The sequence below is a fragment of the Paenibacillus sp. OT2-17 genome (genome assembly GCF_009827695.1).
Classification (GTDB): domain Bacteria; phylum Bacillota; class Bacilli; order Paenibacillales; family Paenibacillaceae; genus Paenibacillus; species Paenibacillus polymyxa_B.
This window is the reverse complement of record NZ_WUDQ01000471.1, coordinates 1-2922: the sequence shown is the minus strand read 5'-3', so window position 1 is coordinate 2922 and position 2922 is coordinate 1. Positions and strand designations below refer to the sequence as shown.

The window sequence follows — 2922 nt, the reverse complement described above, 5'->3', positions numbered from 1 at the left end:
ATTTGTCTTCTAGTTCCTTTCGGATGGAATATACTCCTTCGATTATGACAATGCCGCCAGCAGGAACAGTATGCCATTCCGATAACTTATCAGTTTCCCAGTCATACCTTTGATAACGGACAGCTTTCAGAAATCATTTTGCGATCGTTATATCGTCTTTTCGATGCCTGATTTGACTATATTGTGTGGACGGAAGGGTCTACATTTCGGGTAGAATGACGGGGTAGGGACCAGAAGGTTATTATGCCTACAGGAGATGGGAAGCGCTACTTTAGAAAATATTAGGGACTAGTGAGTTTTACTTTTAGATCTAAAAGAGGACTCCACTGACTGAAAGCTGGTGTGAGTCCCAGTGTATTTGATGGTCCATATTCAAACGTTATTGCTATGTGCTTTTCTTTTTTGGATACTTGATAAATCTGAATAGTAGGCTGTTCAAAAAATTCATCACTAATTATATTTGTGTTAATTAATACAACAGCCCCTTTAGAATTAACAAGAAAAAAATCACCCGCTTCAGTAAGTAGGAAGTATTCTTTCGCAATTCACGTACAGTTGTCACACTTAAATGTAGAAGAGTGCTAAAGTAGGTAAAAGGATGGGAGTGGTATTTTGAAAATAGATCAAGTTTTTGAACATGACATAAGTCAAGAGTTAGCAGCCAGTATACAAGCATTATTAATCGACAGTTTTTCAGAAATCTACCCTACGGATAGAATTTATTTCAAGCAACTTCCACATTTTAGACTTCTAGCTTTTAACCATGATTATCAACTTATAGGGCATGTTGGATTAGATTATAGGATAATGAATCTAAACGGAGAAACCATAAGAGTACTGGGTTTAATTGATTTGTGTGTTTCAAAAAATGTTCGATCACAGGGAATAGCTTCAGCACTGCTTTTAGAAATTGAAAAGTTATCTGTTACACGAAATATTGATTTTATACTTTTATTTGCTGATAATATGAACTTGTATTTAAGAAATGGATATAAGCCTGTAAAGAACAAAATTAAATGGTTAAAAATTGATAATGAAAAAATTATTACAAATGGAATAGGCTTTGAGAAAATTGATGGAATAATGATTAAAGAAGTAGGAAAGATGGATTGGAGTGAGGGAGACTTAGATTTTTTGGGGTATCTTTATTGATCTTACGAAAGTTTAGAAAAGAGGAAGTTCGAGCATTTGGCACTCAATTTGAGGAGCATTTAAATAAAACTTCACAAGAGTCGGTTAATAGAGTTCAATGAAAACTAATAAAGGGTTCCGCTGATAAAAAAGCTAATATGAGTTCTTTTCGTCTCATCATAAAGAATTCCTCCTGATGTATGATCTTAGCTCCTAAAATATACCATGTAAAGTTATGGAGTTCACTTTATTCGACAAATGTTGTCAAAATAATACAACAAAACAATTCTAAAGTCCTATAAAATACAAAAGAATTAAAATATAACAATTTAAGTATTTACTTTTTAACTTACCATACTTCTGAACCATTCTCCTAGTTGTATAGTCTTTGATCCACACGGAATAAAAAACGGACGTCAGAGTAATTAGCTCCAAGTCCGTTTTGTGTTTGTATCTATTTAGTTCTTGATATCAGTTGACAAGCTGGTGTGCAAGCCTCTCATCGCTGTCTAGATTCCTTTCTACGATACGTTGTTTTAATGCAGACAGTTCCGCACACTGACGAATTGCTTCCGCTATAAGCTGGGCGACCTGTTTGGCTCCTTCGTCAGAAAAATGGGTATTATCCGTTACACCAGCGGGGTAATTAGGATGCGCTTTTTCAGGCAAATGCATAAATAGCTGCTGTGACCCTTTTTCACCCATTGAACGATACAGCTGTTGAGAAGCTTCAAAAATATCGAGCAGGGGTGTCTTGGTTTCCGCGGCTACTTGTTTCATGGCAGCAGGATAGGCTCCTACAGCCAGCGGATCAGGTTCACCGTCTGCGGTGAATCGGCGGCGGCTTACAGAGGTCAATAGCACTGGAATTCCACCACGCTCCCTAGCGGACTGAATGTATTGAATTAAGTTTTGACGATACTCTCCATCAGGATCGGTATAGCGTGTGGGATCTTCTTTTTTCTCATCGTTGTGTCCAAATTGAATAAATAGATAATCTCCAGCTTGAATATCTTTTTCAATATCAGCTAACCGGCCTTCTGCTATAAAAGATTTGGTGCTTCGTCCATTGACGGCACGATTGTCCACATGAACAGACGGTGCCAAGTAGCTTTGCAAGTGTTCGCCCCAGCCTGTCATCGGTTTTTCGGTAGCCCCTTTTTGAGCTGCAGTGGAGTCCCCAGCGATAAACAGTCGAGTTGTCATCTGTTGCCTTGCCTGAGCATATCCATGTTTTTGAAGCCAAGTTTCCGTTAGATCAAGCCATTGATGGCATTCATGGTTGTCCTCTGACAGTCCCAAGCCGTGTCGCCCTTCCTCAAATACATGCAGTTCAAACGGAATACGTTCTCTGGATAATGAAAAAGCGAACAACAGACTATTTTCTACCGGTACAGCGCCATCATTGGCTGTAGTCCACATCAAAGTTGGAGGTGTCTGTGAAGTTACTTGCCGATCGGATGAAAAGGCTTGAAGCTGCTCCAGCGTCGGATGTTCCCCTAAAAAATGTGTACGGCTTCCGATATGTGTATAAGGCTCATGAAATGAAATTACAGGGTATCCCAACAACAGAAGATCTGGCTTTACCGTCCCTATAGTGGAGACAATGGAGGCCAAGTGACCACCTGCAGAAAAACCGATGAGTCCCACTTGATCAGGAATGACTAGCCAGTCATGCGGTGTTTGGCGAATCCATTGCAGAGCATGTTCTACATCCTCCAACAAGGAAGTAATCTCGAAATCGCCGACTTGATACTCCAGCACACCCGCATGAATACCTAGATCATTCAA

At 39.5% G+C, this 2922-nt stretch carries 2 protein-coding genes and 1 pseudogene; 1 reads left to right on the top strand and 2 read right to left on the bottom strand.

Going from position 1 to position 2922, the window contains the following annotated elements; genetic code table 11:
• A pseudogene (locus tag GRP75_RS30020) lies at positions 1-115 on the bottom strand (uridine kinase); the annotation flags it as partial.
• 497 nt (positions 116-612) lie between these two features.
• Between GRP75_RS30020 and GRP75_RS23265 the strand changes: the two are divergent.
• On the top strand, positions 613-1152 hold the full coding sequence (locus GRP75_RS23265; protein ID WP_160790490.1) for a GNAT family N-acetyltransferase: 540 nt from the start codon (positions 613-615) through the stop codon (positions 1150-1152).
• A 450-nt stretch (positions 1153-1602) separates the two neighbouring features.
• Here GRP75_RS23265 and GRP75_RS23260 read toward each other — a convergent pair.
• Positions 1603-2922, bottom strand: a 1320-nt coding sequence (locus tag GRP75_RS23260) for a GDSL-type esterase/lipase family protein (RefSeq protein ID WP_160790489.1), incomplete at its 5' end; no start/stop codon positions are given.